The organism is Pseudomonas sp. P4795 (genome assembly GCF_048822895.1).
Lineage (GTDB): Bacteria > Pseudomonadota > Gammaproteobacteria > Pseudomonadales > Pseudomonadaceae > Aquipseudomonas.
Genome location: NZ_JBMFBT010000004.1, coordinates 489,569 through 512,536, shown reverse-complemented (window position 1 = coordinate 512,536; position 22,968 = coordinate 489,569). Strand labels below are relative to the sequence as shown.

Here is a 22,968-nt window from a genome sequence, read left to right as displayed (position 1 = left end):
TCCCCGTTGGGCTGCGAAGCGGCCCCATCCAGACACTGCAGACTTTCAGATAGATCCCGGTCGCTGATTTTGCGACTGCTGCGCAGCCGAACGGGGATAAATCCCCTCGCCACAGGTGCGCGGGCACAGTTGACCTGACCACTATCAAAGAGGGTGCATCCAATGTCCCAAGAATTCGATTACATCATCATCGGTGCCGGCTCGGCCGGTAACACCCTGGCGACCCGTCTGACTGAAGACGAAGGCGTCACCGTTCTGCTGCTCGAAGCCGGCGGCCCGGATTATCGTCTCGACTTCCGCACGCAAATGCCCGCTGCACTGGCATTCCCGCTGCAGGGTCGTCGTTACAACTGGGCTTACGAAACCGATCCAGAGCCACACATGGACGGCCGCCGGATGGAATGCGGTCGCGGCAAAGGCCTCGGCGGTTCGTCGCTGATCAACGGCATGTGCTACATCCGTGGCAACGCGATGGATTACGACGGCTGGTCGAAACTGCCAGGTCTGGAAGACTGGAGCTACCTCGACTGCCTGCCGTACTTCCGCAAAGCGGAAACCCGTGACATCGGCCCGAACGATTACCACGGCGGCGAAGGCCCGGTCAGCGTGACCACGCCGAAGGCTGGCAACAACCCGCTGTTCCACGCCATGGTTGAAGCGGGCGTGCAGGCCGGTTACCCGCGCACCGAAGACTTGAACGGCTACCAGCAAGAAGGCTTCGGCCCGATGGACCGCACCGTGACGCCGAACGGCCGTCGTGCTTCCACCGCCCGTGGTTACCTCGACACGGCGAAAAAGCGTTCGACCCTGACCATCGTCACCCATGCCCTGACCGACAAGATTCTGTTCGAAGGCAAGCGTGCGACCGGCGTGCGTTACTTGATCGGCGCCGCTGAAGAGCGCGTTGAAGCCCGCGCCCGCAAAGAAGTCCTGCTGTGCTCCGGCGCCATCGCTTCGCCGCAGATTCTGCAACGTTCCGGTGTCGGCCCTGCCGCACTGCTGAACCAGCTCGACATTCCGGTGGTTCACGACCTGCCGGGCGTCGGTGAAAACCTGCAGGATCACCTTGAGCTGTACCTGCAATATGCTTGCACTCAGCCGGTTTCACTGTACCCGTCGCTGCTCTGGCACAACCAGCCGGCCATTGGTGCCGAGTGGCTGTTCAACGGCACCGGTATCGGCGCCAGCAACCAGTTCGAGGCCGGCGGTTTCATCCGTTCGCGTCCGGAATTCGAATGGCCGAACATCCAGTACCATTTCCTGCCGGTCGCGATTAACTACAACGGCAGCAACGGTGTGAAAGAGCACGGTTTCCAGGCGCACATGGGTTCCATGCGTTCGCCAAGCCGTGGTCGCATCCAGGCCAAGTCGAAAGACCCGCGCGAGTACCCGAGCATCCTGTTCAACTACATGGCCACCGAGCAGGACTGGCAGGAATTCCGTGACGGCATCCGCCTGACCCGTGAAATCATGCAGCAGCCGGCACTGGACCAGTTCCGGGGCCGCGAAATCAGCCCGGGCATCGAAGTGCAAACCGATGAGCAGTTGGACAAGTTCATCCGTGAACACGCCGAAACCGCGTTCCACCCGTCCTGCTCGTGCAAGATGGGCACCGACGAGATGGCGGTCGTGGATGGCGAAGGTCGCGTGCATGGCATGCAGGGTCTGCGTGTGGTCGATGCTTCGATCATGCCGATCATCACCACCGGCAACCTGAACGCCCCGACGATCATGATCGCCGAGAAAATCGCCGACAAGATCCGTGGCCGTCAGCCACTGCCGCGCAGCAACGCCGCGTACTACGTGGCTGGCGATGCACCGGTGAAAGGCAAGCCGATGCGTGATATCACGCCTGTTGCTCAGTAAGATCGTTACACCGCATCAAGGCTAATCGCTGGCAAGCCAGCTCCCACAGGGTTTTGTGTCGTTCACAAATCTTGTGGGAGATGGCTTACCTGCTCCAACAGTGATTTGTGTTGTTCACAGATGTTGTGATCACCAAAAAAACCTGTGGGAGCTGGCTTGCCAGCGATGAGGCCCTCAAAATCAGCACACCTCCATCTGATTCACAGTAAATCCCCCTACACCCCCTCTTCACTTGATCCTACCCCCACGCAGGCCTACTCTAGACCTCGCGCAATCGTTTCACCCCTTCCCCGCCGAACTGCATCGCCGCTACTCCCATTACACGGAGGTTCCTGAATGTTCGATTTCCACCCCCAGCTCAAGCAGCGCTTTGCTGCCTTGCGCACGGGCGCTGAGTTTTTTTCCCTGCGGTATGTACGTGAGTCCGGCCAGTTCCTGTCGGTGCGCAAGAATGTCGCCGAACCGCCGAGCCTGAGCCGTGACGAAGGGGCGATGCTCACCGTGCGCGTCAACGGCGTCGAAGCCTATGCCGCGACCAATGACCTGTCGCAGCAAGGCCTGCAAGCCGCCCTCGAACGCGCCGAACAGCAAGCCCGCCGACTCAAGCCGCACGCCTTGCTCGATCTGCGCGAGCAGCCGGTGTCGAGCGATCGCGCGGATTACTTTTCACCCGATTACGCGCAAGCATTCCCGTCCCTGAGCGATTGCTATGAGCTGCTCGGCAAGGAGTCCGCCTCGGTGCCAAAGGATGAGCGCCTGGTGAGTTGGGAAGTCAGCGTCGGCATCACCAACGTCGAGCAGATCTATCTGAGCAGCGCCGGGGCGGAACTGCGCCGGGCCCAGCGCTTCGTGTATCCAAGTCTCGACGTCACTGCATATGACGGCAACGACAGCCAGACCCGCAGCCTCGGCCGCGAGAACTTTGGCCAACAGGGCGGCGCGGACGTGATCAGCCGTTGTGGTCTGGTCGGCGCCGGCCCGCAAGTCGCCGATCAGGCGCTGCAATTGCTGCTCGCGCCGAACACCCCGCAAGGTCCGCGCGACCTGTTGTTGATGCCGGATCAGATGATGCTGCAGATCCACGAATCTATCGGTCACCCGCTGGAACTTGACCGGATTCTCGGCGATGAGCGCAATTACGCCGGCACCAGTTTCGTCAAAGCCGCCGATTTCGGCAGCCTGCAATATGGCTCGAAATTGCTCAACGTGACCTTCGATCCGGACATCCCGGAAGAACTCGCCAGCTATGGCCATGACGACGACGGCACTGCCGCCAGCAAGCAATTCCTGATTCGCGAGGGCCTGCTGTTGCGCCCATTGGGCGGTGCGCTGTCGCAGTTCCGCGCCGGTCTCGATGGCGTGGCCAACAGCCGCGCCTGTGGCTGGAACCGTCCGCCGATCGACCGCATGGCCAACCTCAACATCGAGCCGGGCGACCAGTCGCTGGAGCAATTGATCGGCGGCATCGAGCACGGCATTCTGATGAGCACCAACCGCTCATGGTCGATTGACGATGCGCGCAACAAATTCCAGTTCGGCTGCGAATGGGGCCAGTTGATCGAGAACGGCGAACTCAAAGGCGTGGTGAAAAACCCGAATTACCGGGCGATTTCCGCGCACTTCTGGAAGAGCCTGCGCGCGGTCGGCGACGCCAACACCGTCAAGGTGCTCGGCACGCCGAACTGCGGCAAAGGCGAACCGAATCAGGTAATCCGCGTCGGCCACGCTTCGCCGGCCTGCGTGTTCAGCAATGTTGATGTGTTTGGGGGAGACGCCTGATGAGTACGGTAAAGAATCAGGCCGAGGCCTTCAAGACACTGGTCAACTGGCTGCGTGACGCGGTGCGCGAGCCGGAACAATTCACTGTCAGCTACGCCGCCGAGTCCTCGGCGTTCGTGCGCTTCAATCACGCCAAGGTGCGTCAGGCCGGGCAAGTGCAGCAGGCCGATATCGGTCTGAAGCTGGTCGATGACGGGCGCCACGCTGATCTGCAAATCACCCTCTCCGGTGATCAGGACGCCGATCTGCAACGCCTCGCCGAAGGCCTGCAACAATTGCGCGAAACCCTGCCGTTGCTGCCGCAGGATCCGTACCTGCTGCTCAATCACAACGACTGGCAGAGCCAGAATGTGCAGGACATTCCACTGCCGGACACCGAGCAGGTTGTGGCGGAAATCGCCCAAGCCGCTGAAGGTCTGGACCTGGTCGGTTTCTATGCCGCCGGGCCGATCAGCCGTGGCTTTGCCAGTTCGGCGGGCGCGTTTGGCTGGCATCAGGCCAACAGTTTCAACTTCGACTTCAGCCTGTTCCACGAGAACGGCGAAGCGGTTAAAGCTAGCTATGCCGGGCATGACTGGAGCAGCGAGGGTTTCGCCCAGCGCTTCCAGCAGGCGCGCGAGCAACTGGAGTTTCTCGGTCGGCCGTTGCGCACCCTGGCGCCGGGGCAATACCGCGCTTATCTGGCACCTGCCGCGCTGGAAGAAATCATGAGCATGCTGTGCTGGGGCGGGTTCTCGGCGCAGTCGATTGCAAGCAAGAGCAGTCCGCTGCAAAAGCTGTATGTCGGCGATCAGTCGTTCAGTCCGCTGGTGTCGCTGGATGAGAAAGTCAGCGACTCGCTAAGCCCGGCATTCTCCGGCGAAGGTTATCCGCGCAGCGATCTGCGGCTGATCATCGAAGGCAAGGCCGGCGAGCAATTGGTCGGCTCGCGCAGCGCTGCCGAGTATGGCCTGACGGCTAACGGCGCCGGCGGCGGTGAAGCGCCGAGTGCGCTGAACATGGCCGCCGGTGATCTGCCGCAAGCGGAGATCCTCAAGCAATTGGGCACCGGGCTGTACATCAGCAACCTGTGGTACCTGAACTTCTCCGATCAGCCGGCGGCGCGTTTGACCGGGATGACCCGGTTTGCGACGTTCTGGGTCGAGAACGGCGAGATTCAGGCGCCGGTCAGCACCATGCGTTTTGATGACAGTGCTTACAGCCTGCTTGGTTCGCAGCTGGAAGCGTTGACGGCAGAGCGCGAGTTGCTGTTGTCGGCGAGCACTTATAGCCAGCGCAATACCTCCTCAGCGCTGCTGCCGGGAGCGCTGGTCAGCCGATTGACCTTGACCCTCTAGCGCATAACACACTGTGGCGAGGGAGCTTGCTCCCGCTGGGTTGCGCAGCAACCCCAAAACCAGGCAACGCGGTATTCCAGTGATACCGGATTGGCCGGATTTACGACTGCTGCGCAGCCGAGCGGGAGCAAGCTCCCTCGCCACAGGGATTCAGGTCAGAACGAGAAATCCGGATTAACCACCCACCAGAGGTTCCATGCCCAACCGCCTGCCTCTCGACGCCATCACCGCCCGCTGGTTGCCGTGGGTCGTGGCCATTGCGTTCTTCATGCAGTCCCTCGACGGGACCATTCTCAACACCGCCCTGCCGGCCATGGCCCGCGATCTCGCTGAAGATCCGCTGCGCATGCAGGGCGTGATCATCGCGTACATGCTCACGGTCGCATTGCTGATCCCGGCCTCGGGCTGGATCGCCGACCGCTTCGGTACCAAGAAAATCTTTTTCGGCGCGATTCTGCTGTTCAGCATCGGCTCGCTGCTTTGCGCGCTTTCCAACAGCCTGAGCATGCTGATCGGCGCGCGGGTGATTCAAGGCCTCGGCGGCGCACTGATGCTGCCGGTCGGGCGCCTGGTGGTGTTGCGCGCCTACCCGCGCTCGGAACTGGTGCGGATCATGGGGTTCATCACCATCCCCGGCCTGCTCGGCCCGCTGATCGGCCCGACCATGGGCGGCTGGATGGTTGAATATCTGACGTGGCACTGGATTTTCCTGATCAACCTGCCGGTCGGCGCCATCGGTTGCTACGCGGTGTGGAAATTCATTCCCGACCTGCGCGGCAGCGAGCGCACGCGCTTCGATAGCCTGGGTTTTCTGCTGTTCGGCGCGGCGATGGTGCTGATCACCATCGCCATGGAAGGCCTCGGCGAGTTGCACCTGCCGCACCTGCGGGTGATGCTGTTGCTGTTTGGCGGCATGGCTTGTCTGGCGGCTTACTGGTTGCGGGCCGGGCACATTGAAAATCCGCTGTTCGCGCCTTCTTTGTTCAAAACCCGCACGTTTGCCGTCGGGATTCTCGGCAACCTGTTCGCCCGTTTGGGCAGCGGCGCCCTGCCGTTTCTGGTGCCGTTGCTGCTGCAAGTGGCGCTGGGTTATTCGCCGTCGCAAGCGGGCATGAGCATGTTGCCGCTGGCGGCTGCGGCGATGTTCGCCAAATCCGTGGCGCGGCCGCTGATCGAGCGTTTTGGCTACCGCATCATTCTCACGGCTAATACGTTGCTGCTGGGGATCATGCTGGCGAGCATGGGCCTGGTCAGCGAGCAGACGCCGTACTGGCTGCTGCTGTGCCTGCTGGCTGTGCTCGGCGCGATCAATTCGCTGCAATTCACCGCAATGAACACCGTGACCCTGATCGACCTCGACGACGCCAGCGCCAGCAGCGGCAACAGCTTGTTGTCGGTGGTCGCGCAACTGTCGTTGAGCCTCGGCGTCGCCTGTGCCGGCGCCTTGCTCGGCGGCTTCACGGCAGAGGTCGGAAACGACGGCATTGACACCGTGTTGGGCGCATTTCAGCTCACGTTCGTCACCGTTGGCATCATGGCCATGCTGGCTGCAACGATCTTCTCGCAACTGTCGAAGAATGACGGACGGCGGGTCAAACGTCCGGAAGAACACATCGAGCCTTAGGGCGAATGGCCACCGGGCTGGTACACTGCGCGACATTTTGTTTTGCAGGCCAGTCCCGTGACCACCATCGCCACCGCTTTTAATACTCTGCCGCTCTCCGCCGCCATGCTGGCTAACCTCGAATCTCTCGGTTATGCCCAGATGACGCCAATTCAGGCGCAGAGCTTGCCGGTGATCCTCAAAGGGATGGACCTGATCGCTCAGGCCAAGACCGGCAGCGGCAAAACCGCTGCGTTCGGCATCGGCCTGCTGAACCCGATCAATCCGCGCTACTTCGGTTGCCAGGCACTGGTGATCTGCCCGACGCGCGAACTGGCTGACCAGGTCGCCAAGGAAATCCGTCGTCTGGCCCGTGCCGAAGACAACATCAAGATTCTGACCCTGTGCGGCGGCGTGTCCTTCGGCCCGCAAATCGCTTCGCTGGAGCACGGCGCGCACATCATCGTCGGCACGCCGGGACGCATCCAGCAGCACTTGCGCAAGGGTTCGCTGGTCCTCGACGGCCTGAACACGCTGATCCTCGACGAAGCCGACCGCATGCTCGACATGGGTTTCTACGACGCCATCGAAGACATCATTGAGAAGACGCCTGCGCGCCGTCAGACGCTGCTGTTCTCCGCGACCTACCCGGTGGGCATCAAGCAACTTGCGTCGAAGTTCATGCGTGATCCGCAAACGGTTAAAGCCGAAGCGTTCCACGATGACACGCAGATCGAGCAGCGTTTCTACGAGATCACCCCGGAAGAGCGCATGAGCGTGGTGACCAAAGTCCTGCACCACTTCCGTCCGGCGTCTTGCGTGGCGTTCTGCTTCACCAAGCAGCAAGTGCAGGAAACCGTTGATCACCTGACCTCCAAAGGCATTTCCGCCGTCGGCCTGCACGGCGATCTGGAGCAGCGTGACCGCGACCAGGTGCTGGCGATGTTCGCCAACCGCAGTACTTCGGTACTCGTCGCCACCGACGTCGCCGCGCGTGGTCTGGACATCGATTCGCTGGACATGGTGCTCAACGTCGAACTGGCGCGCGACTCGGAAATCCATATTCACCGCGTTGGCCGTACCGGTCGTGCGGGCGAAAAAGGTATCGCGATCAGCCTGGTCGCGCCGTCGGAAGCGCACCGCGCGCAGGCTATCGAACAACTGCAGAAATCGCCGCTGAACTGGGATCAGGTCGATAACCTGAAATCCCAGGGCGGCGCCCCGCTGCAGCCGCCGATGAGCACGCTGTGCATCGGTGGCGGGCGTAAAGACAAAGTGCGTCCGGGCGACATTCTCGGTGCTCTGACTGGCGACGCCGGGATTCCGGGCGCACAGGTTGGCAAGATCGCGATCTTCGACTTCCAGGCCTATGTGGCGGTTGAACGCACCGTGGCGATGCAGGCGTTGCAGCGTCTGAACGACGGCAAGATCAAAGGCCGCTCGCTGCGCGTCCGCATCTTGTAAGAACGGCTTAAATCCCTGTGGGAGCGGGCTTGCCCGCGATGACGGACTGACAGACAACATCTATGTTGAATGTGCTGGCCTCATCGCGGGCAAGCCCGCTCCCACATTGGGTAGTCGGTGAATCTATAAAACTTTTGAGGACACCGTTTTGCGCTCTACCGAAGTCGTGATCATTGGCGCTGGCGCCGCAGGTTTGATGTGTGCACTGACCGCCGCCGGGCGTGGGCGTCAGGTGTTGCTGCTCGATCATGCGAACAAGGCCGGCAAGAAAATCCTGATGTCCGGCGGTGGCCGCTGCAATTTCACCAACATGTACACCGAGCCGAGCAATTTCCTCTCGCACAACGCGCATTTCTGCAAATCCGCGCTGGCGCGTTACACCCAGTGGGATTTCATCGGTATGGTCGCCAAGCACGGCGTGCCCTACCACGAGAAAAAACTCGGCCAGTTGTTCTGCGATAACAAATCCAGCGACATCCTCGAAATGCTCCTCACCGAGTGCGATCAGGTCGGCGTCAGCCTGCACCTCGACACCTCGATTCAGACCATCGAGAAAGTCGAAGGCGGTTACCTGCTCGACACCACGCTCGGGCAGATCCAATGCCAGTCTCTGGTGATCGCCACTGGAGGTCTGTCGATCCCGACGCTGGGCGCTACCGGCTTCGGTTATCAGGTCGCCAAACAGTTCGGCCACGAATTGCTGCCGACTCGCGCCGGGCTGGTGCCGTTCACCATCACCGATCAGTTGAAAGAGCTGTGCACCGAATTATCCGGCACCTCGGTGGATTGTCTGGTCAGCTGCAACGATCAGAGTTTTCGCGAGAACATCCTGTTCACGCATCGTGGTCTCAGCGGCCCGGCGATTTTGCAGATTTCCTCGTTCTGGGAATCCGGCGACACGGTGGAGATCAACCTGCTGCCGGATCATGACGCCGCCAGCTGGCTGCAACAGCAAACCGCCGAGCGCCCGAACAGCGAATTGAAAACCCTGCTCGGCGAGATCTTCACCAAGAAGATGGCCAACCTGCTGGCGGACAATTGGTTCGTGTCCAAGCCGATGAAGCAGTACACCCACGCGGAACTGGCGGAGATCGCCGAGAAGCTGGGCAGCTGGAAAGTCGTCCCGGCCGGCACCGAAGGTTATCGCACCGCCGAAGTAACACTGGGCGGCGTGGACACGCGCGAAGTCTCGTCGAAAACCATGGAATCGCTGAAAAGCCCCGGCCTGTATTTCGTCGGCGAAGTGCTCGACGTCACCGGGCATCTGGGCGGCTTCAACTTCCAGTGGGCCTGGGCCTCCGGTTACGCTGCCGCGCAGTACGTCTGACCGAAACAACACTCTCCTGTAGGAGCTGCCGCAGGCTGCGATCTTTTGATCTTGATCTTAAAAACAAGATCAAAAGATCGCAGCCTGCGGCAGCTCCTACAGGGACGCGGTTGATTTCAGAGGGTACAGAAGCAGCAAGGAACATTTTTTGCTGTCAGATGTGATCGGCGCCATTGCGTCGGCGTCATTACTGGCTCAATTTAGCGGCATCGCCTCGGAAGGCCTTCGCACTTCATGTCCTCGACCTCGTTTCGTCAGTCTTTGCGGCGCCTGTGGGCGCTGGATAAATTCAGCTACAGCGTGCGGGTGTTCATCGCCCTGACCGGCAGCATGGCGCTGTGTTGGTATCAGGATGAAATGGGGCTGCTGATCCCGTTGTTCCTCGGGATTATCGCCAGCGCCCTGGCCGAAACCGACGACAGTTGGCAAGGCCGCCTCAACGCACTCGCCGTAACGCTGGTGTGTTTCAGCGTCGCCGCGCTGTCGGTGGAATTGCTTTTCCCCTATCCCATCGTTTTCGCCATTGCGCTGGCGCTGGCAAGCTTCGGCCTGACCATGCTCGGTGCACTCGGCGAGCGTTATGGTGCGATCGCTTCGGCAACCTTGATTCTGTCTGTCTACACGATGATCGGCGTGGATCAGCGCGGCGGTGCGGTCACCGATTTCTGGCATGAGCCGATGCTGCTGGTGGCTGGCGCCGCGTGGTACGGCTTGCTCTCGGTTCTGTGGCAGGCGATGTTTTCCAACCAACCGGTACAGCAGAGTCTGGCGCGGCTGTTCCGTGAACTGGGTTTTTACCTGAAGCTGAAATCCGCACTGTTCGAGCCGATCCGGCAGATGGACGTTGAAGCCCGGCGCCTGGAATTGGCGCAGCAGAATGGTCGTGTCGTGGCCGCCCTGAACAGCGCCAAGGAAATCATCCTGCACCGGGTCGGCAACGGTCGCCCCGGCTCGAAAGTCAGCCGCTACCTGAAGCTGTACTTCCTCGCACAGGACATCCACGAACGCGCCAGTTCTTCGCACTATCCGTACAACGCGCTGGCCGATGCCTTTTTCCACAGCGACGTGTTGTTCCGCTGCCAGCGCCTGCTGCGCCAGCAAGGCAAGGCTTGCCGAGCTCTGGCCGAATCAATCCAGATGCGCCAGCCGTTCATCTATGACGCGAGTTTTGCCGAAGCGCTGAACGACCTGCACGCCTCCCTCGAACACTTGCGCATCCAGAACAACCCGGCATGGCGCGGCTTACTGCGCTCGCTGCGCGCACTGGCGGCCAACCTCGGCACCCTCGACCGTTTGCTCAGCGACGCGAGCAATCCCGATGCACTCGCGGACGCTACCGACAGCAGCCTGCTCGACCGCTCGCCGCGCAATTTCAAAGACGTGTGGATTCGTCTGCGCACACAACTGACACCGACTTCGCTGCTGTTCCGCCATGCCCTGCGCCTGCCGCTGGCGTTGAGTATCGGCTACGGCATGGTGCATCTGATTCACCCGTCGCAGGGTTACTGGATCATTCTCACCACGCTGTTTGTCTGCCAGCCGAACTATGGCGCGACGCGGCGCAAGCTCGGTCAGCGGATTTTCGGCACCGCTATCGGCCTGACCGTGGCGTGGGCACTGTTCGATCTGTTCCCGAGTCCGCTGGTGCAGTCATGTTTCGCCATCGCCGCCGGGGTGGTGTTCTTCACCAACCGCACCACGCGCTACACGCTGGCGACGGCCGCGATCACGATCATGGTGTTGTTCTGCTTCAACCAGGTCGGCGACGGTTATGGACTGTTCCTGCCGCGGTTGTTCGATACGTTGCTCGGCAGTTTGATCGCCGGCCTTGCGGTATTTCTGTTTCTGCCGGACTGGCAGGGTCGGCGCCTGAACAAAGTGCTGGCCAATACGCTGACCTGCAACAGCATCTATCTGCGGCAGATCATGCAGCAATACGCCGCCGGCAAGAGCGATGACCTCGCCTATCGTCTGGCCCGCCGCAACGCGCACAACGCCGATGCGGCGCTTTCGACTACGCTGGCCAACATGCTCATGGAGCCGGGGCATTTCCGCAAAGAAGCCGATGTCGGTTTCCGCTTTCTGGTGCTGTCGCACACGTTGCTCAGCTATCTCTCGGGCCTCGGTGCGCACCGCGACACTCCGCTACCGCCGGATGTACGCGAGCATCTGATCGATGGCGCGGGCGTGAGTCTGGCGGCGAGCATTGATGAGATCGCGCAGGGGCTGGCGAGCAAGCAGCCGATTGCGATTCAGAGTGATGAAGAGGAAGCGCTGGCCAACGAACTGGAGCAGATGCCCGACGAGATCGATGAAGGCCAGCGGCTGGTGCAAACCCAACTGGCGCTGATCTGCCGCCAGCTGGGGCCGTTGCGCACCCTGGCGGCGCATCTGATCAAGGACACCAGCGAGGCATGAGTCAGCTCACATTCCATGCTGCCTGAGCAACTTGTCATAACTGCCATCAGCTTTCATCGCCGCAATCGCCCGATCAAACCCGGCGACGATCTGCGCATGCTGCGGGTTCTTCAGGCTGACCAGAATATGCAGGCTGTTCTCGCTCAGCGGCTTGGGCAGAAACTCCACGGAATTGCGCACTTTCGATGATTCGCGCGCCAGGTAATAGCGCGCGACGAACTCGTCTTCCAGCGTCAGCTTGACCCGATCTGCCGCAAGCATGCGCACGGCCATGGCGAAGTTATGCACAGGGACTTTCTGCAACGCGCTGTCGCCATCGAACGGCGGTGAATAGGCATAACCGCGCACCACCGCAATCGGATAAGTGTGCAACTCCTGCAGGTTGTTGTATTCGATGGGGGCGTCTTTACGCTTGATAAAGCGGATGCGGTTGAGCAGATACTCACCGGAAAACTGCCCGAGCTTCTTGCGGTCGTCGTTGTACCAGGCGTTGACCAGCACGTCATAACGCCCCTCACCAACACCGAGCAACGCCCGCGCCCACGGCACTTGTTCGTAGGCGCTGGCATAGCCGGCACGCGCCAGTGCAGTGCTGACGATATCGGTGGCCACGCCGCCATTGACCAGCGTGTCATCGGTAAACGGTGGCCAGACGTTGAACACCAGCCGCAGTTTCTCTGCTGCAGCGCTTTGACCCAGCAACAGCAACCCGACCAAAGCAAAGGCTTGATGCAATCGCGGCATGCTTGAAAATCCTTAGCGGGCGGGCAGCCCGGCGTGCTTTCCAGTCAAAACCCCAAGACCCCTTTTCCGGCAAATCCCAGGCCCTAACGTTAGCTCATTGAAGCCATCGCACAGCGCTTCCCAGCAGATTACACAAAGATGTCAGCGGCGCGGAAAAGGAATGATGGCATTTTGGCCTTCGTCACAGATTAATGCGCCATACAGACAGAATTCGTCGCGGCGCTTAGTATCGGGCGACACAGTTCAAGGAATCAGAAGATGACAATCGAGTGGGTTTGCAAACATCACAGCGATCTGGGCAAGGAGCAGCTGTACGCGCTGTTGAAGCTGCGGTCGGAAGTGTTCGTGGTCGAACAGAAATGCGCTTACCCGGACCTCGACGGCCAGGATCTGGACGGCGATACCTATCACCTGATGGGTTGGGAGGATGACCAGTTGATGGCTTACCTGCGCCTGCTCGATCCGGAATCCCAGGGTGGCGACGTGGTGATCGGGCGGGTGCTGACGGCGCCTGCCGGGCGTGGCAAAGGTTTGGGACATGAAATGATGGAACAGGCGCTGAAGCAGGCGGATAAGCATTGGCCGCAGGTGCCGATCTATCTTTCAGCGCAGGCGCATTTGCAGGGGTATTACGGGCGGTACGGGTTTGTTGTCGCGGGTGAGGAATACCTTGAGGATGATATTCCGCATATAGGTATGCGGCGTTCCTGAAAAGCCCCTCACCCTAGCCCTCTCCCGGAGGGAGAGGGGACTGACCGAGGTGTCTTGCGCTAAACATCGACCTGAAAAAGCTTGGCGATTATGGATTCACCAGCGCCGGTGCACGTCGGCATCTCTCCCCAATATCCCCCAATAGGCCCCCTCTACCTCTGGGAGAGGGCTGGGGTGAGGGCAAACGATCTCAAGGCGAACACGCAACTCAGGGATACCCCAATACCGCCTTCACCTGCCGCAGATTGCGCTCGATCCAGCCCCGATCAATCGCGCCCCACTCACGAATCCGATAACCTCCGGCATGGTTACGCCCGCCCTCTTCCTGCTCGAACTCGCAAACAATATCCAGGTCCGCCAACGCCGCAATCGTGTCCTGCGCCGTACGCCGGGGCATGCCTGTGACTTCGGTCAGGGCCGGCACGCTGCAGGCCAGACCGCTGTCGATCAGATACGCCACATACAAACGCCGATAGAAACTGCTCTTGGTCTTGCTCACGTCCATGCATGAATCCTCTTGATCGTTCACTGCATATCCCGCCACGTCAGGTACACGCGCAGATCAAACTCGATCTGGTGATAGCCCGGCAGCATGTGTTCACACAATTTGTAGAACGCCTTGTTGTGATCCGACTCTTTGAAGTGCGCCAGCTCATGCACCACGATCATTTTCAGAAACTGCGGCGCGGCGTCCTTGAACAGCGAGGCGATGCGGATCTCTTTCTTGGCCTTGAGCTTGCCGCCCTGCACTCGCGACACCGTGGTGTGCAGGCCGAGCGCGCGGTGGGTCAGGTCGAGGCGGTTGTCGAACAACACCTTGTCGATGGCCGGCGCGTTGCGCAGGTATTCCTGCTTCAAGTCGAGCGCGTAGCCGTACAACGCCTTGTCGCTCTGCACGTCGTGGCGATCCGGATAGCGTTGGCTCAGGTAGTCACCGAGGCGTTCTTCGGCAATCAATTGGCGCACCTGATCCTGCAAATTCGCGGGATAGGCCTGGAGGTATTTCAACGCAGTCATCGGGCGGGCAGACACGGCTCAGGAAAAGGTCGCCAGTGTAGCGAATTCAATCGGCCAACGCGCTCCACTCGAACGGCTGGGCAAAGCGCACGGCGTCCTCGGCGATCAGCGGTCGAGCCACCAGGAAGCCCTGAACATATTCGCAGCCGTGGGCCTGCAGCCACTGAAGTTGCTCGACGGTTTCCACGCCTTCAGCAATCACCAGCAAACCGTATTCCTTGCACAGTTCAAGCACGCTGCGCACCAGCGAAGCATCCCGCGTCGAGTCAGGTAATTTGGCAATCAAGTGTCGATCCAGTTTCAGCGTGTCCAGTTCCAGATCGCGTAAATGCGCCAGTGAACAGGCGCCCGAGCCGAAATCGTCCAGCGCCACCCGCACCCCGAGATTGCGCAAAAGCCGCAATTGCTTGCGCGTTTCGTCCGCATTGATCGTCAGCGCTTCCTCAGTCACCTCGACTTCCATCTGATGCGGCTGCAAGCCATGCCGCTCCAGCACCTGACGCAATTCGGTGACCAGATTCGGCATGCCGAACTGGGTGTTGCTCAGGCTTACGCCGAGCACCAGATCATCCGCGAACTGCCCTTCCCACGCCTTGCGCTGGCCGGCGCTGCGATGATAAATCCAGCTGCCGAGCCGACTGATCAGCGTCGCCTCTTCGAGCAACGGCAAGAACAAGCCGGGCGGCACATCGCCGACACTCGGATGCTGCCAGCGCAACAACGCCTCGAAACCGCGGATCCGCCCATCGGCGATGGCCACCTGCGGCTGATAGACCAGATTGAAATCACGATTCTCGATGGCGTTGCGCACACTCTCTTCGAGCATCAAGCGCGAGCGCGCGCGGCCGTTCATTTCGTGATCGTAGAAGCGGTATTGCTGACGCCCGGCACGTTTGGCCTCGTACATGGCGATGTCAGATGCGCGCATCAGCCCGTCGAGGTTATTGCCGCAATCCGGGTAAGTGGCGATGCCGATACTCGCGCCGAGGGCGATGTCCATGCCTTCGATCTGCTGACAGATCGACACCCGTTCGATGAGCTTTTCGGCAATCTTCGCCGCTTGCTCGGGAAACTCCAGATCCAGCAGCGCAGTGAATTCATCACCGCCCATCCGGGCGAGAATGTCGAATGGCCGCAGGCACGCCTTCAACTGCTCGGAGACCCAACGCAACACACGGTCGCCGGCATCGTGGCCGAGGGAATCGTTGACCCGTTTGAAGCCGTCGAGGTCGAGGTACATCAGCACCCAACGGCTGTCCGCGCGCTCACCGCGCAGCAGCAGATTCTCGACAGTCTGATAAAAACCGCGCCGATTGAGCAGCCCGGTCAGCGGATCAGTCACCGCTTGGAACTCAAGTTGCTGGTGCAGATGGCGCACCACCGACATGTCCAGCACCGTCACCACCATCGCGTGTTGCTCGGCCGGCAGCGCGGCGCAGGAAAGAGCGACCGGCACTTGCTGGCCGGGCGCAGTTCGCAGCAGCGCGTCGTGCAGTCGCAAGGTCTGACCGGATTTGTAATGGGCGTAAAACTCGGAATCAGCCCACTCGGCAATGTGCGGTTTCTGCAAGTAATCGAGAAATTCCTTACCTTCCAACTCCTTCACCGGCGCATTCAACAGCCGTGAGATGGCCGGATTGGCGAAGCGGATCACTCCGTCCTCACCCAGCACCAGAATGCCTTCGGCCGCGTTATCCAGCACCGACGCATTAAACGCGCGGGCGACTTCCAGATCATGACTCAAGCGCTGCAACGCCCGACGGTTGCGCTGGTGCTCCAGTAACGCCTGAACCTTGGGCTTGAGGATCTGCGGGTCGAACGGTTTGAACAGGTAATCCACCGCGCCACTGGCGTAGCCCTTGATCACGGCGTCCTGGGATTGTTCGTTAGCGGTGAGGAAGATGATTGGCGTGAGTCGCGTGCGCTGGCTGCCACGCATCAACCGCGCGACTTCGTAGCCATCCATGCCCGGCATCTGCACGTCCAGCAGGACCAGATCGATATCATGTTCAAGCAACAGACTCAGCGCCTCGAAACCCGAGGCAGCCGTCAGCACCTGCCAGTCCTGGCGCTGCAACAAGGCGCGCATGCTGGTCAGATTTTCGGGGTAATCATCAACGATCAAAAGGACAGAGCTGCCTTCACCTGGCTGATTTTGCGCGCATTCCATGCTGCTTCTCTTGTCGGGACTTCAGGCGGTTTCGCGGTTAAAAACCGTACACGTACTGAACGTCCACTCTAGTCCGGGATCGCTCAAAGCAATAGCTGTCATCAAGCCATCATTTGCCCCCAGCCACGGTTAGCCGACTAACGGTCACCGCCACAGCCCCCGTAAACCGGGACAGATGGCATTTCGACAGGAGTTTGGCGCCAATCATCTGCCGGACGGGCGTTAACAAAAAAATCCTCTACGTTTATAAAGGCCGCCCCCAAAACCCGCGTGCTAGAGCTTCTGGCACGAGCGTGCAGCGAAAACAGAATGGAACAAACGACATGATCGATCTCGCAACCTGGAACCTCAGCGTTCCCGTTGGCAGCCCGCCCTACACCGTCGAAACCTCCAAACTGGTCAAAGGCTTCAAGAATCAATACTTCCATTCAGACACCGGCACCTTGTTTTTCTGGTCCCCGGTGACAGGCTCGAAAACCGAAAACGCCATCTACCCCCGCACCGAACTGCGCGAAACCTACAGCAACGGCACCTTGCGCAACTGGCTCTATCCAGACGCCGATAACTCGCTGCGCGCGACCCTGACGGTCAACAAAGTCCCCAGCTCAGGCAAGATCGTCATCGGCCAGATTCATGCGTATGAAAGCCAGAAACCGATGGTCAAGCTTGAGTATCAGTACAAAACCAAGACAGAAACCGGCAACCTCGTCATCAAAGTACGCATGCACCCGGACGACGACGAAAGTCGCGTCATCACCTTGGCGACCGGGATCAAAATGGACCGCGAGTTCAATTACTTGATCCACCTGAGCCCGGGTGGCGCACTGGGCATCAGTGCGGCGGGGTATCAGTGGGATTCGCAGATCAGCGCGACTTGGAGGAATAAACCGTTGTACTTCAAGGCTGGCGTTTATGTGCAGGACAACACCGGTTACACCAGCGAGGGTGGCCAGGTAACCTTCAGCAAGCTCGACATTGATCACGACAAATAACGCGGCCTCATTAGTCTCTTGGCCAAGCACATAACCTGTGGTGAGGGGACTTGTCCCCTCGCCACAGGTCTGTATTCCCAAGCCAATTCCGTCGCTGTTTACCCTGCTGTTTAAAGACACTCAGCGTTACGTCATTCAGCCTACAACGCCTTGCGCCATTCCCTACCACTAAGCCAGAATCCGCCGGCTTGTGCGCCTGGAGGGCCATCGGTAACTTGATTCGGGTCACTGATTCGCAGTCATCGGGTTTAGTAAAGAAAGCGAAGGATAAAAGGATGAATGTAGTGATTCCCACCGCTTCTCATGTTCATTGCAATAACAAAAAGCGGCGACATCAAAGTCTGTCGAAATCAATGTACCACTTCCAGCGCCTTCATTCTTGAGCATGGGATCTAACTTATCTCCCTTTTCAATCATCGTTTCAACGTTATAAATCAATATGGATTGCATGCGTCTCATCTTAAATTTCCACGTCATACACGAGGATGCGCAGGACTTAACTATTCAAATATGCGCAAAAGCCAGAGCAACTGCACCTGTAACATTTGACAGTTCTATATACCAACTTCAAATATCACAAGCGCAATTCATCGAAACGTGTTGTCACGCATCCCGTCGTAGATTTCGGATGTATCTCCTATCTCCTATCTCCTATCTCCTACTTCCTTCCCCCAAGAGCCAAGAACCAAGAACCCCTTCAATCCACGAATCGCAGATACACGACATTTAATATTCATAATTGATATAAACAACTGTCATTTCTGACAGTTGGAAACTGTGCTCCGGAGCTTCAACCTGTACCTCGGATGCATACCGTTCCTCGTACAGTAAAAAAGCACACAAATCAGGAGTTAAACTATGCAAAACTTGAAATTAGCGATGGCTTTAGGCACTGGAATACTCTCAGCGTGCGCTTATCCTGCTCTCGCCAGTACTGTAATTTACAGCCAGCATTCGTTTGAAATTTTTACCGTACCTCAGGGAGTTACTGGAATAAAGTTCACGCTCGTTGGTGCAGGAGGTGGTGGAGGCGGTGGTGGTGGCGCCCATGATGGACTTGCATTGAATTCGCGTGGCGCGGGGGGCGGCGGCGGCGGCGGCGGCGGCTCTAGTGTTAGTTGTGCTATAGGCGTCAATGAAGGTGACGAGCTTCAAGTTAGCGTGGGAGCTGGAGGAATTCCGGGACATGGTGGTGCTCTAGACGGCGACGGAGCAGGAGGTCAAGAAGGAGACCGAACCGGTGTTGAAACAACACGCGGAAATCGGGGTGGAGTTTTTATTCCCACCAAATACTCCGCAAACGGGGGAAAGGGAGGAGGGGGCGGGGGCAAAGGTCGATCCCCGACTGGCAACACCGCAGGAGTTGGTGGTGACGGCGGCGCCCCTTACGCCTCCGGATGCACTTTAAACTGGGGCGGGAAAGGTCAAAATAGCGGCAATAACGGATCCGGTGGCAGTGAAATACCTGGACCTGGAGGCGCACCTGCTGATACCGCGTGTGGCGGAGGCCACGGTGGCCGCGGCGGTGAAGGTGGCATTATCAATTCAAGTTCACAAACAGGCCAAAAAGGCCAAAATGCCAGCGCAGGGTCTGACGGTTGTGTCGTCATCGAGTATTGAATTCAGTATGCCCAGCTGTGTTGCAGCAGAGAACATTGGGGACCAGAACATTAACATTGGGGACAGATTTATTTAATGGCGGCCAGTCCCAAAAATAAATCTGTCACGTTGTTGCGCCCTTGTTTGCGCCAAACCTGTGGCTAGGGGATTTATCCCCTAGCCACAGGTTCATCATTAGGCCAATCCCGTCGCTGTTTACCCTGCTGTTTTAAGACACTCAGCGTTACGTCATTCAGCCTACAACGCCTTGCGCCATTACCTACCACTACGCCAGAATCCGCCGGCTTGTGCGCCTGGAGGGCCATCGGTAACTTGATTCGGGTCACTGATTCGCAGTGATCGGGTTTAGTAGCCCGCGGTTTCAAGCTTGGTGCACAAGCATCTGTCAGTCAGGAATTTCGATTCCTGCACTCAATGGCGACTGCGCGCAGGGCACCTTCGGGTGCGCCGGCTTGCTCGAAACCCCGGTCTACTAACCTGCGTACAGTTGCCTCCACTTTGATTAGTAGCCAGAGCGGGGGCACTCCAATCAGGTTTTGAGCAAATGACTATATCGACACCACAGCCGCCGGTCACAGACCCGGCCTCCCCCTATGAATCCCTAGATTCGAAAAAGCTCAACCAATCCGCCGACCGCGCCCTCGATCATTACCTCTGCCCCGGCGCCCGCATCATGGCCACGGTCAACGAACCCGAAACCATGTACCTCGCCAACCCCGCCTACAACACCGAATCCCTGCTGGCCAACGCCAGCGAAACCCTCGGCTCCGCCAGCGAAATGCTCAACAACTTCGCCGCAGTGCTTGATCCCGCTCACCGCAAAACTGCACTGGGTATTGGGCAATTGGTGATGCTTGGAGAATTGGCGGTGAATCAGGCGCTGGATCATGTAGAGCCAAAGTGATAAGTGCAAAAGGGGACGACTTCATTGAGTCGGCCCCCTTCATCACACTCAGCCATTTCTCCGGGCATCCGCGCCAAAAGCTTAAACCCTTCAACATTTAAAACAGCCACATTCCTCTTCGATTAAGAACCATTCGAAATTTCCCAACAAACAAAAAATTATAAATAACTGTCAACTATGACAGTTGCTACCATCTCGCAGAAACCAAATAACAGGCTCACGACTTAATAGAAAGCTAAACAAATTGGCGCGGAACGATTTATCAGCTGAATATGCACACCCAGCCACCTTTATTGCCCTCACACATAGGCTCCAGTGGATTATTTAACCATGTCAAACTACATCCCATTACCGACTCCCAAAGCCTACTACTATATGACATCTCCAAACAACAACATCCAAGTACACCCAAGTATTGGATTTAACCGAAACGCCCCAAACAACGTAGCCTATACTCTTTACGGCTTACCCATGGCAACACATATTAAAGACTCTGGCTTCAACATACTTACCGATGTTTATACGAGCTTTCAGAAAGGAGATGTTTTAAGCATTGAAGCCGTAAGCCTGAGCAAAGGACCCAACGCATATAAATCGTCATTCCAACTCCCGCTTGCCTATGCCGGCCCCGCACGATTTTATTTCACCACAGCAGAAATGCTAAAGCTGGGCATCGGAAATATACGAATCACCTGCGACATATACTCAGCATCATTAGACACCTACTGGGCGCCTAACTCTTACAGCGTAACATTCGTCTCTCCCTAAACTAATAAACATAAAATAAAAATAGGCCACATAAATCCAAATACAAGCAAATAAAAGGGGACGAATTCATTTAACCGCCAACCTCACACTAAAACCACTACAAGTTGCGCAGGCCATTAAAATGTCACCCATATCGGACTTCGGCCAAAACGATCTGGATTTTGTCCGTTATAGGAGACATTTCACGCAGTAGAAATTTGAGCTCGCCATGATAATTCATGGCAAAAAAAACCCGTCTCGCGACGGGTTCTTTTAAATCAGCTTAACACCCAGTCTCAATTGACCTTGGCGTTCAACTCACCTTTCAGATAACGCTGATACATCGCTTCCAGCGAGATCGGTTTGATCTTCGAAGCATTACCCGCAGTGCCGAAAGCTTCGTAGCGAGCAATACACACATCACGCATCGCGGTCACGGTCGCGCCGAAGAACTTACGCGGGTCGAATTCGCTTGGGTTGGTGGCCATCAGGCGACGCATTGCGCCGGTGGATGCCAGGCGCAGGTCGGTGTCGATGTTGACCTTGCGTACGCCGTGTTTGATGCCTTCGACGATTTCTTCAACCGGGACGCCGTAGGTTTCTTTGATGTCGCCGCCGTACTGGTTGATGATTGCCAGCCACTCTTGCGGCACCGACGAGGAACCGTGCATCACCAGGTGGGTGTTCGGGATGCGTTTGTGGATTTCCTTGATGCGGTCGATGGCCAGCACGTCGCCGGTAGGTGGCTTGGTGAATTTGTAAGCGCCGTGGCTGGTGCCGATGGCGATGGCCAGGGCGTCGACCTGGGTGCGTTTGACGAAGTCAGCGGCTTCTTCCGGGTCGGTGAGCATTTGGCTGTGATCGAGAACGCCTTCGGCGCCGATGCCGTCTTCTTCACCGGCCATGCCGGTTTCCAGCGAACCCAGGCAGCCCAGCTCGCCTTCTACCGAAACGCCGCAGGCGTGAGCCAGGGCTACGGTTTGTTGGGTAACGCGGACGTTGTAGTCGTAGTCGGTCGGGGTCTTGCCGTCTTCGCCCAGCGAGCCGTCCATCATTACCGAGCTGAAGCCCAGCTGGATCGAGCGCTGGCAAACGTCAGGGCTGGTGCCGTGGTCCTGGTGCATGCACACCGGGATGTGCGGGAATTCTTCGATGGCCGCGAGGATCAGGTGACGCAGGAATGGCGCGCCAGCGTATTTGCGAGCGCCGGCCGAAGCCTGGACGATCACCGGGGAGTCAGTCTTGTCAGCGGCTTCCATGATGGCGCGCATCTGCTCAAGGTTGTTGACGTTGAAGGCTGGAACGCCGTAGCCGAACTCGGCTGCGTGGTCCAGCATCTGGCGCATGCTGATAAGTGCCATTGTGTGTGTCTCTCCCGGTTTGGGTCGTTAATCGTGCCAGCCTGCCGGAGCGGCGGCGGCTATTCAAGTGATTGCGGATCGGGGGTCGAGGCCCGGTCCGGTGATTCGGTGCAGCAAATTCTGTTTGTCGCTGAAATCCTGTGGCGAGGGGGCTTGCCCCCGTTCGGCTGCGCAGCAGTCGTCAAAAAGCTGAGGAGCGCTTCGCACTCCAGCGGGGGCAAGCCCCCTCGCCACAAAAAGCCCTACCTGGGCTTTCGTTGTATCGGTTACTCGGCTTTGCAGCCACGGCCGATCAGATCATTGGTGGCGACCCAGTACACCAGGCCTTCCTCACCTTTGATGTGAAACGCCAGCATGTCGTCGCTGTACAGCGCACCCGAGGCGCCCGGCTCTTCTTTCAGGCGATACACCTGATCGCCGCCGCCGAGGCGCACATCGACTTCCTTGCGCGCGGCATCGGTGTAGCGCCAGAGGACTTTGGCCTGGCTGTCGCAGGTCCAGGTGGTCCAGTTATCCACAGGTGCGGAGGACTGGAACGGGTTCCACTGCGCGCAGCCACCCAACATTGCCAATGCCGCTACGGCGATCAAGCCTTTCATCCGTATTCCTCGACCGGCAGCACACGCCGCCAGCCCTGAGTAATGAGTCAGACCGGTCAAGGACAACCATGTTCCTTGGCCGGGGTTTGCGTCTCGTATTTTTCCAGACCGTCCGGCCCCGAGCGCTTGTTCAGCACCGGGTTGGTTTCGGCCTGCCATTCAGCCTGGTAGCAGCCTTTCCGGGCCTCGCCGGGTGCCGGCGTCGGCTCGGCCTTCGGGTTACTCCCGCAGGCCGCCAGCGTACCGGTCAGCAACAACAGCGCTAACGACTTGACCATGTAAACACTCCTTTGCCTGGCCAAACGGGCG

General features: G+C 58.7%; 20 protein-coding genes. 12 read left to right on the top strand and 8 right to left on the bottom strand.

The features are described from left to right. Positions 1 to 162: 162 nt before the first annotated feature. The 7 genes from betA to yccS all read left to right on the top strand — a co-directional run bounded on the left by betA (position 163) and on the right by yccS (position 11,794). Positions 163 to 1,866, top strand: a complete 1,704-nt coding sequence (gene betA / locus ACOI8A_RS14460) for a choline dehydrogenase (RefSeq protein WP_420647298.1) — start codon at positions 163 to 165, stop codon at positions 1,864 to 1,866. A 336-nt stretch (positions 1,867 to 2,202) separates the two neighbouring features. Beyond that, positions 2,203 to 3,645, top strand: coding sequence for a TldD/PmbA family protein (locus ACOI8A_RS14455; protein ID WP_420647299.1), 1,443 nt, complete (start codon positions 2,203 to 2,205; stop codon positions 3,643 to 3,645). After that, a complete protein-coding gene (locus ACOI8A_RS14450; RefSeq protein ID WP_420647300.1) occupies positions 3,645 to 4,982 on the top strand; it encodes a TldD/PmbA family protein in 1,338 nt (445 codons plus the stop codon). Before ACOI8A_RS14455 ends, ACOI8A_RS14450 begins: the two co-directional genes overlap by 1 nt. A gap of 196 nt (positions 4,983 to 5,178) precedes the next feature. Beyond that, entirely contained in the window at positions 5,179 to 6,606 is a 1,428-nt protein-coding gene (gene mdtD, locus ACOI8A_RS14445) for a multidrug transporter subunit MdtD (RefSeq protein ID WP_420647301.1), read from the top strand. A gap of 57 nt (positions 6,607 to 6,663) precedes the next feature. Further along, complete coding sequence (gene dbpA / locus ACOI8A_RS14440) at positions 6,664 to 8,049, top strand: ATP-dependent RNA helicase DbpA (protein ID WP_420647302.1); 1,386 nt, start codon at positions 6,664 to 6,666, stop codon at positions 8,047 to 8,049. A 148-nt stretch (positions 8,050 to 8,197) separates the two neighbouring features. Continuing rightward, a complete protein-coding gene (locus ACOI8A_RS14435) occupies positions 8,198 to 9,376 on the top strand; it encodes an NAD(P)/FAD-dependent oxidoreductase (protein ID WP_420647303.1) in 1,179 nt (392 codons plus the stop codon). A gap of 234 nt (positions 9,377 to 9,610) precedes the next feature. After that, on the top strand, positions 9,611 to 11,794 hold the full coding sequence (gene yccS / locus ACOI8A_RS14430; RefSeq protein WP_420647304.1) for a YccS family putative transporter: 2,184 nt from the start codon (positions 9,611 to 9,613) through the stop codon (positions 11,792 to 11,794). Between the two features lie 6 nt (positions 11,795 to 11,800). Here yccS and ACOI8A_RS14425 read toward each other — a convergent pair whose 3' ends face one another. Continuing rightward, entirely contained in the window at positions 11,801 to 12,538 is a 738-nt protein-coding gene (locus ACOI8A_RS14425; protein ID WP_420651293.1) for a substrate-binding periplasmic protein, read from the bottom strand. 258 nt (positions 12,539 to 12,796) lie between these two features. On the opposite strand from ACOI8A_RS14425, the gene ACOI8A_RS14420 reads away from it, so the two are divergent. Next, the gene (locus tag ACOI8A_RS14420; protein ID WP_420647306.1) at positions 12,797 to 13,249 is read left to right on the top strand and encodes a GNAT family N-acetyltransferase; all 453 of its coding nucleotides are present in this window, start codon (positions 12,797 to 12,799) and stop codon (positions 13,247 to 13,249) included. Positions 13,250 to 13,457: 208 nt separating this feature from the next. On the opposite strand, the gene ACOI8A_RS14415 is transcribed toward ACOI8A_RS14420, so the two are convergent. From ACOI8A_RS14415 to ACOI8A_RS14405, 3 genes are read right to left on the bottom strand one after another with little or no spacing between them, the layout of a single operon-like run. After that, complete coding sequence (locus ACOI8A_RS14415; protein WP_420647307.1) at positions 13,458 to 13,754, bottom strand: winged helix-turn-helix domain-containing protein; 297 nt, start codon at positions 13,752 to 13,754, stop codon at positions 13,458 to 13,460. A 20-nt stretch (positions 13,755 to 13,774) separates the two neighbouring features. Further along, complete coding sequence (locus tag ACOI8A_RS14410; protein WP_420647308.1) at positions 13,775 to 14,266, bottom strand: M48 family metallopeptidase; 492 nt, start codon at positions 14,264 to 14,266, stop codon at positions 13,775 to 13,777. A gap of 46 nt (positions 14,267 to 14,312) precedes the next feature. Next, positions 14,313 to 16,436: a putative bifunctional diguanylate cyclase/phosphodiesterase gene (locus tag ACOI8A_RS14405; protein ID WP_420647309.1), complete on the bottom strand. Its 2,124-nt coding sequence runs from the start codon at positions 16,434 to 16,436 to the stop codon at positions 14,313 to 14,315. A gap of 323 nt (positions 16,437 to 16,759) precedes the next feature. Here ACOI8A_RS14405 and ACOI8A_RS14400 point away from each other — a divergent pair, with 323 nt between their 5' ends. Further along, positions 16,760 to 17,428: a polysaccharide lyase family 7 protein gene (locus tag ACOI8A_RS14400; protein WP_420647310.1), complete on the top strand. Its 669-nt coding sequence runs from the start codon at positions 16,760 to 16,762 to the stop codon at positions 17,426 to 17,428. A gap of 225 nt (positions 17,429 to 17,653) precedes the next feature. On the opposite strand, the gene ACOI8A_RS14395 is transcribed toward ACOI8A_RS14400, so the two are convergent. Then, positions 17,654 to 17,887 (bottom strand): hypothetical protein, encoded by a 234-nt coding sequence (locus ACOI8A_RS14395; RefSeq protein WP_420647311.1) that lies wholly within the window; start codon positions 17,885 to 17,887, stop codon positions 17,654 to 17,656. Positions 17,888 to 18,884: 997 nt separating this feature from the next. On the opposite strand from ACOI8A_RS14395, the gene ACOI8A_RS14390 reads away from it, so the two are divergent. The 3 genes from ACOI8A_RS14390 to ACOI8A_RS14380 all read left to right on the top strand — a co-directional run bounded on the left by ACOI8A_RS14390 (position 18,885) and on the right by ACOI8A_RS14380 (position 20,720). Beyond that, positions 18,885 to 19,124: a hypothetical protein gene (locus ACOI8A_RS14390; RefSeq protein ID WP_420647312.1), complete on the top strand. Its 240-nt coding sequence runs from the start codon at positions 18,885 to 18,887 to the stop codon at positions 19,122 to 19,124. A 468-nt stretch (positions 19,125 to 19,592) separates the two neighbouring features. Continuing rightward, on the top strand, positions 19,593 to 19,952 hold the full coding sequence (locus ACOI8A_RS14385; protein ID WP_420647313.1) for a DUF6124 family protein: 360 nt from the start codon (positions 19,593 to 19,595) through the stop codon (positions 19,950 to 19,952). Positions 19,953 to 20,282: 330 nt separating this feature from the next. Continuing rightward, on the top strand, positions 20,283 to 20,720 hold the full coding sequence (locus tag ACOI8A_RS14380) for a hypothetical protein (protein WP_420647314.1): 438 nt from the start codon (positions 20,283 to 20,285) through the stop codon (positions 20,718 to 20,720). A gap of 275 nt (positions 20,721 to 20,995) precedes the next feature. On the opposite strand, the gene fba is transcribed toward ACOI8A_RS14380, so the two are convergent. The 3 genes from fba to ACOI8A_RS14365 form a co-directional block, all read right to left on the bottom strand. Further along, positions 20,996 to 22,060 (bottom strand): class II fructose-bisphosphate aldolase, encoded by a 1,065-nt coding sequence (gene fba / locus ACOI8A_RS14375; RefSeq protein WP_027617054.1) that lies wholly within the window; start codon positions 22,058 to 22,060, stop codon positions 20,996 to 20,998. A 266-nt stretch (positions 22,061 to 22,326) separates the two neighbouring features. After that, a complete protein-coding gene (locus tag ACOI8A_RS14370) occupies positions 22,327 to 22,659 on the bottom strand; it encodes an MliC family protein (RefSeq protein WP_420647315.1) in 333 nt (110 codons plus the stop codon). A gap of 56 nt (positions 22,660 to 22,715) precedes the next feature. Then, positions 22,716 to 22,937, bottom strand: a complete 222-nt coding sequence (locus tag ACOI8A_RS14365) for a hypothetical protein (RefSeq protein WP_420647316.1) — start codon at positions 22,935 to 22,937, stop codon at positions 22,716 to 22,718. Positions 22,938 to 22,968 lie beyond the last annotated feature (31 nt).

Bases quoted from the DNA above. Each gene is read 5' to 3' on its own strand.
- mdtD (WP_420647301.1), top strand. From the start codon at position 5,179: ATGCCCAACCGCCTGCCTCTCGACGCCATCACCGCCCGCTGGTTGCCG.
- ACOI8A_RS14395 (WP_420647311.1), bottom strand. From the start codon at position 17,887: ATGAGACGCATGCAATCCATATTGATTTATAACGTTGAAACGATGATT.
- ACOI8A_RS14450 (WP_420647300.1), top strand. From the start codon at position 3,645: ATGAGTACGGTAAAGAATCAGGCCGAGGCCTTCAAGACACTGGTCAAC.
- ACOI8A_RS14385 (WP_420647313.1), top strand. From the start codon at position 19,593: ATGACTATATCGACACCACAGCCGCCGGTCACAGACCCGGCCTCCCCC.
- ACOI8A_RS14380 (WP_420647314.1), top strand. From the start codon at position 20,283: ATGTCAAACTACATCCCATTACCGACTCCCAAAGCCTACTACTATATG.
- ACOI8A_RS14370 (WP_420647315.1), bottom strand. From the start codon at position 22,659: ATGAAAGGCTTGATCGCCGTAGCGGCATTGGCAATGTTGGGTGGCTGC.
- ACOI8A_RS14410 (WP_420647308.1), bottom strand. From the start codon at position 14,266: ATGACTGCGTTGAAATACCTCCAGGCCTATCCCGCGAATTTGCAGGAT.
- yccS (WP_420647304.1), top strand. From the start codon at position 9,611: ATGTCCTCGACCTCGTTTCGTCAGTCTTTGCGGCGCCTGTGGGCGCTG.
- ACOI8A_RS14415 (WP_420647307.1), bottom strand. From the start codon at position 13,754: ATGGACGTGAGCAAGACCAAGAGCAGTTTCTATCGGCGTTTGTATGTG.
- ACOI8A_RS14405 (WP_420647309.1), bottom strand. From the start codon at position 16,436: ATGGAATGCGCGCAAAATCAGCCAGGTGAAGGCAGCTCTGTCCTTTTG.
- ACOI8A_RS14425 (WP_420651293.1), bottom strand. From the start codon at position 12,538: ATGCCGCGATTGCATCAAGCCTTTGCTTTGGTCGGGTTGCTGTTGCTG.
- ACOI8A_RS14400 (WP_420647310.1), top strand. From the start codon at position 16,760: ATGATCGATCTCGCAACCTGGAACCTCAGCGTTCCCGTTGGCAGCCCG.
- betA (WP_420647298.1), top strand. From the start codon at position 163: ATGTCCCAAGAATTCGATTACATCATCATCGGTGCCGGCTCGGCCGGT.
- fba (WP_027617054.1), bottom strand. From the start codon at position 22,060: ATGGCACTTATCAGCATGCGCCAGATGCTGGACCACGCAGCCGAGTTC.
- ACOI8A_RS14455 (WP_420647299.1), top strand. From the start codon at position 2,203: ATGTTCGATTTCCACCCCCAGCTCAAGCAGCGCTTTGCTGCCTTGCGC.
- ACOI8A_RS14365 (WP_420647316.1), bottom strand. From the start codon at position 22,937: ATGGTCAAGTCGTTAGCGCTGTTGTTGCTGACCGGTACGCTGGCGGCC.
- ACOI8A_RS14420 (WP_420647306.1), top strand. From the start codon at position 12,797: ATGACAATCGAGTGGGTTTGCAAACATCACAGCGATCTGGGCAAGGAG.